This is a genomic window from Burkholderia sp. LS-044 (assembly GCF_004803625.1).
GTDB lineage: Bacteria > Pseudomonadota > Gammaproteobacteria > Burkholderiales > Burkholderiaceae > Burkholderia > Burkholderia cepacia.
On the sequence record NZ_SSWO01000042.1, the window covers coordinates 1 to 3777 of the forward strand.

5 protein-coding genes and 1 pseudogene are annotated in these 3777 nt (G+C 59.0%); 4 read left to right on the forward strand and 2 right to left on the reverse strand.

The features are described 5' to 3' along the window. Window positions 1-136: 136 nt before the first annotated feature. The 4 genes and pseudogenes from E9536_RS40990 (at window position 137) to E9536_RS41015 (ending at window position 2595) form a co-directional block, all read left to right on the forward strand. A complete protein-coding gene (locus E9536_RS40990; RefSeq protein ID WP_124839229.1) occupies window positions 137-421 on the forward strand; it encodes a hypothetical protein in 285 nt (94 codons plus the stop codon). A gap of 7 nt (window positions 422-428) precedes the next feature. Continuing rightward, a pseudogene (locus tag E9536_RS40995) lies at window positions 429-590 on the forward strand (H-NS family nucleoid-associated regulatory protein); the annotation flags it as partial. A gap of 263 nt (window positions 591-853) precedes the next feature. Beyond that, a complete protein-coding gene (locus tag E9536_RS41005; protein WP_136473321.1) occupies window positions 854-1399 on the forward strand; it encodes a DUF4303 domain-containing protein in 546 nt (181 codons plus the stop codon). Window positions 1400-2139: 740 nt separating this feature from the next. Continuing rightward, entirely contained in the window at window positions 2140-2595 is a 456-nt protein-coding gene (locus E9536_RS41015) for a hypothetical protein (RefSeq protein ID WP_136473323.1), read from the forward strand. Window positions 2596-3046: 451 nt separating this feature from the next. Here the strand turns inward: E9536_RS41015 and E9536_RS41020 are convergent, their stop codons facing one another. Both E9536_RS41020 and E9536_RS41025 read right to left on the reverse strand, forming a co-directional pair. Continuing rightward, window positions 3047-3415 carry a hypothetical protein gene (locus tag E9536_RS41020; protein ID WP_081066310.1) on the reverse strand — a complete coding sequence of 123 codons (369 nt, stop codon included), beginning with the start codon at window positions 3413-3415 and terminating at the stop codon, window positions 3047-3049. Window positions 3416-3425: 10 nt separating this feature from the next. Further along, a partial coding sequence (locus E9536_RS41025) for a hypothetical protein (protein WP_247873612.1) occupies window positions 3426-3777 on the reverse strand: 352 nt, incomplete at its 5' end.

The window sequence follows — 3777 nt, forward strand, 5'->3', positions numbered from 1 at the left end:
GTGATCCGCTCCGTTGCAGCCATCGCAGCCTCCGGCGCCGGACACCCGGCGGCCGGACAGCTTACGCGGCACGAAAGCGGACATTTCCATGTAGCCAAAAGCGGACATTTCCATCTAGCTACTACAAAATCAAAAAATGATCATCAGCATTATGTCAACTAACAACCACACACTTGAACTGAGCGCTGCAGAAATCGACGACCTGAAGAAGGCAGGATACACCGTCCACACGGTTGTCGACCAAGACCCGGTGCTGTACGGCTGGATGCACCCAAGTTCTACCGCATCGCAAAGCCACTATACGGACCGGCAGCCGTTCCGAAAGTCGCAAGCCCAAGCATGGTTGGACTGTTACGCATATCACCATGGCCATATGCCAATGAAGGCTGAGCCGGATTGGATGGACAAGCCGGCGTTGTAAGCGTTTGCAAATTTTCGGTCGGCGTCGCGCCGTTGCAGCGCACCCACGCGCTCCGATTGCACCGAAGTATCGCGATCCGAAAACCGGCGCGACGTGGAGTGGCCGCGGTAAGGCGCCGCAGTGGATTGCGAAAGCCAAGAATCGCGATCGTTTTCTGATCGAACAGTGAGCCGAGTTGACAGTTGATCACGTTGCTCGGCCTCTGTCCGATGGGAGATACTCGGCAACGTGTCGTGAGCGTACGATCGTCGCAGCAACGGCAAACGGACATCGCGACGTATTTCCGTGCGCGGAGATGATCGTCACGGATGGATGGGCAACCTTCGATCTGCCGCGCGCTGAAGGACAAGCAGCAATGCGGGCCGAACTACAACGAATCGGTCGAGAAGTTTTTCTAGGTAACAACGACTAGGTCATACAGCGAGGGTCAATATGAGCGTGTTTCCTGATTTCGCGCGGGAGATTGCCGACGCGGCGCGAGTGACTTACCGCGCCCTTCTTGCGGCACATCCCGACGAACATTTTTATGCTTTTGCTCTCTACACCGACAGTGGCGCGATGACCGTCGTGCCGGCCGCCAATACTGAGGAGGGGTTGAAGCGGGTCCGCGAACAGATGGAAATCGATGACGACGAGGATGCTCCGGAGTTCACGTGGGCGACCGGCGAATGGGCGTATGAAGCAGCCGAGTCGGACTCGTTCAATCCCTTATGCAAAAGGTTGGCCGACACGGTACTTGGTCCGAACTTTCCGGAAGCGAAGTTTGACGTCTTTTTTGAAGATCTCCAGAGCGACATGATCGAGGCGCTGCGACTTCTCGATCAGGAAGGATTGTTCGGAACCGGTGCGGAGCGCGAGAAAATCACGCTGTTCGTCACGATCAGTGACGACGACGGATCCGTGGATCTAGAGAACAGATCGGCCAAGGTATTGAACCCGCCTTCCGTGTTCGATCGCTTCATCAAGCGCTACGACTAGCAGCGGAAATACCCATCAGAGACACCGGCCGCGGATTGAGACGTGACAAGGTCACGATGCCGACGATCACTTACTGTCTGGCAGGCTGCACAAGTTCGTCGGTTTCACAAAAGAAATCTCGTTGACCAGGTGCCGGTCGAGCCGGCCGACGTGCAGCTCGCGGTCGCGCATGCCCTGCCCGCTTCAGCGCGCGCGAGATCGCCTGCAATTGCGCCCACAGGTGCTCGGCGTCCGCGACCGATAGAGTATCTGCAGCAGCATCTAATGCGGCAACGATCATGTCGAATTGCTGGGCTGCCGATGCAAGAACCGGTAGGGCTCGCGCACGGGCCTGCTCTTCGCGATAGACAGCCATCCAACACGAGAGCGTCTGGCGTTCGGCGCGGCTCAACACCTGGAGTAGCATCCGTGGCACCGGTTCGTCGACGCGAAACGACCCGACTACACGACGGACACAACGAGCGCCCTCACGCGATCGCCCGACCGCGGCAGATCCTCTCGACGGTTCGAGGCGCACCAACTTGACTACGCGTCCCTGTTTGCGAATCAGCATGGGGATTGTCTGGGTCACACGATCACTGCAGCAGCATAGCGCAAACTTTCGTTACGATCGACGACGCCACACGCGAGGTAAAGAGCACGCTTGGGGGCGTCGCACGAGGTCCGAGAATAAATCGGGACTGCTTGCCGTGCGAGGTTCCCTCGCTTATATCGTACTCGACACGACACCGGAGGTCATCGTGAACGTCCCGCTGTTGATGCCACGCCTGTTCTGTTCGGCCTTCGTGCTGGCCGGCGCGATCCACGATGGCGAGGTGTTGGTCGATACGCGCCGGGTTTCGAAGATTCGTGGGATGCTGATTGCGTTCTATGGAGCGGATCCTGGCCCTTACGAGGTCGCTCTCGCGGCCGTGGCGACAGACGTGTTCTCAGACGAAAACACACGCGCCTGTTTCCTTGAGAGGGTCGATGCGTTCGACTGTCTGCTCGCGAATAGAGGTCTAATTGACGCGTGGGGCACACACGGATGGGTGCGACGCAACCCGACCGATCAAGATCGGTTTGCGCCCGCTCTATTTGTGGTCGAGGCCGCGGCGATCTGTCCTTTGAACACCGATCGCCGAGCGTTCGACCTACGGGATTTTCACGCAGCGGCGTACAAACGAGCCGCCGCGCGAGGTGTGGAGTTTTGGTAGCCAGGGTGGATCACTCGAACCCCATTTCAAGTGTGATTGCTTGCATGGCGACGGGAACTCCTGCCGCAATCTGCGGTTCAGTCGACGCGCCGCGTCTAGCAAGACTGGCATCCATCGATGCCTCGACCGGCACCACGTCGGCACGAACTGGGGCCGGCCGCCCAGCTCATTCATCTGCCAGGGCACGGCGGTACACGCGGCTCACCGCACTTCGAGATCGACGCTTGCCTGCGGGCGAAAAGCAAGGTCGCCCCCCTACACGGGCACACTCGACCACGTCGTCGCCCCTGGTACTCAATAGGCATCCGACCTCCAGCGTCTCCATGCTGTCGATGTCGAAACACGCGATCGTAACGATCGACGGGCCCTTCAGCCGCACGCGGCTTGGTGAATTCAATTCGAACGTAAGTGCGCTGGGGCAGCGCCTCCTGCTGAGGTGGTTCGACATGGATCAAGCAGCTGTAGCACGCAGGCGCCCGCGTGGATTCGCCGATCGCTCTGCAGAGCAAAACGCCTCCCATTGCTCAGGTGTGGCTCGGTCGATCTTCTCAATCGCCACGGTGCGCGCGGCGTCGATCGACCCTTCCATGATCCTTCCAATGCTTCGTCCCGTTTCCACGTCCGACACCGAGAACAGCGCCGGCGTGTACGGATCGGAGAGCGTGCTGCGATGCACGGCCCAAGTGCGACCACGATGTTCGAACGGGACACCGATTGTTTCGATCCAGCGATCTTCATGCAGCGCGACGTGGAACACGATTCCATCGACGCGCAGGGGCTCCGGCCTGGCGAGTACCCTTTTGTTGGTCTTGTGAGTCATCAGGTCACTCCTAATCAGCCTGGTTGAGGATCTCAACATTGAAACCGGCGGGCCAGCCGTACGTACGGACCTGCAGCGCGTCCTCCGCGATCAACTCGGGTATGACGTCCCAGTAGTCTTCATCGGTCGGTGTGATCATCACGATTGCACTCGGCATACCTCTTGCTGCAGCGATCTGGCCGGCTAGGCGCTTGAGTTCTGCGGTCCAATCGCGAACCTGCTGCTCTAGGATCCGCTGTTCGTCATACGCTTTCGTCATCATTTTCCTCATCGAGTCACTGGTTCCGGGATCCCCTTGATTTCGGTGCAGTTTACCGGTGTAGGTCGATCTAGCTGCGACAAGAGTTTGCGCTCCGCCCCCC

Bases quoted from the DNA above. Each gene is read 5' to 3' on its own strand.
- E9536_RS41020 (WP_081066310.1), bottom strand. From the start codon at position 3,415: ATGACTCACAAGACCAACAAAAGGGTACTCGCCAGGCCGGAGCCCCTG.
- E9536_RS41005 (WP_136473321.1), top strand. From the start codon at position 854: ATGAGCGTGTTTCCTGATTTCGCGCGGGAGATTGCCGACGCGGCGCGA.
- E9536_RS40990 (WP_124839229.1), top strand. From the start codon at position 137: ATGATCATCAGCATTATGTCAACTAACAACCACACACTTGAACTGAGC.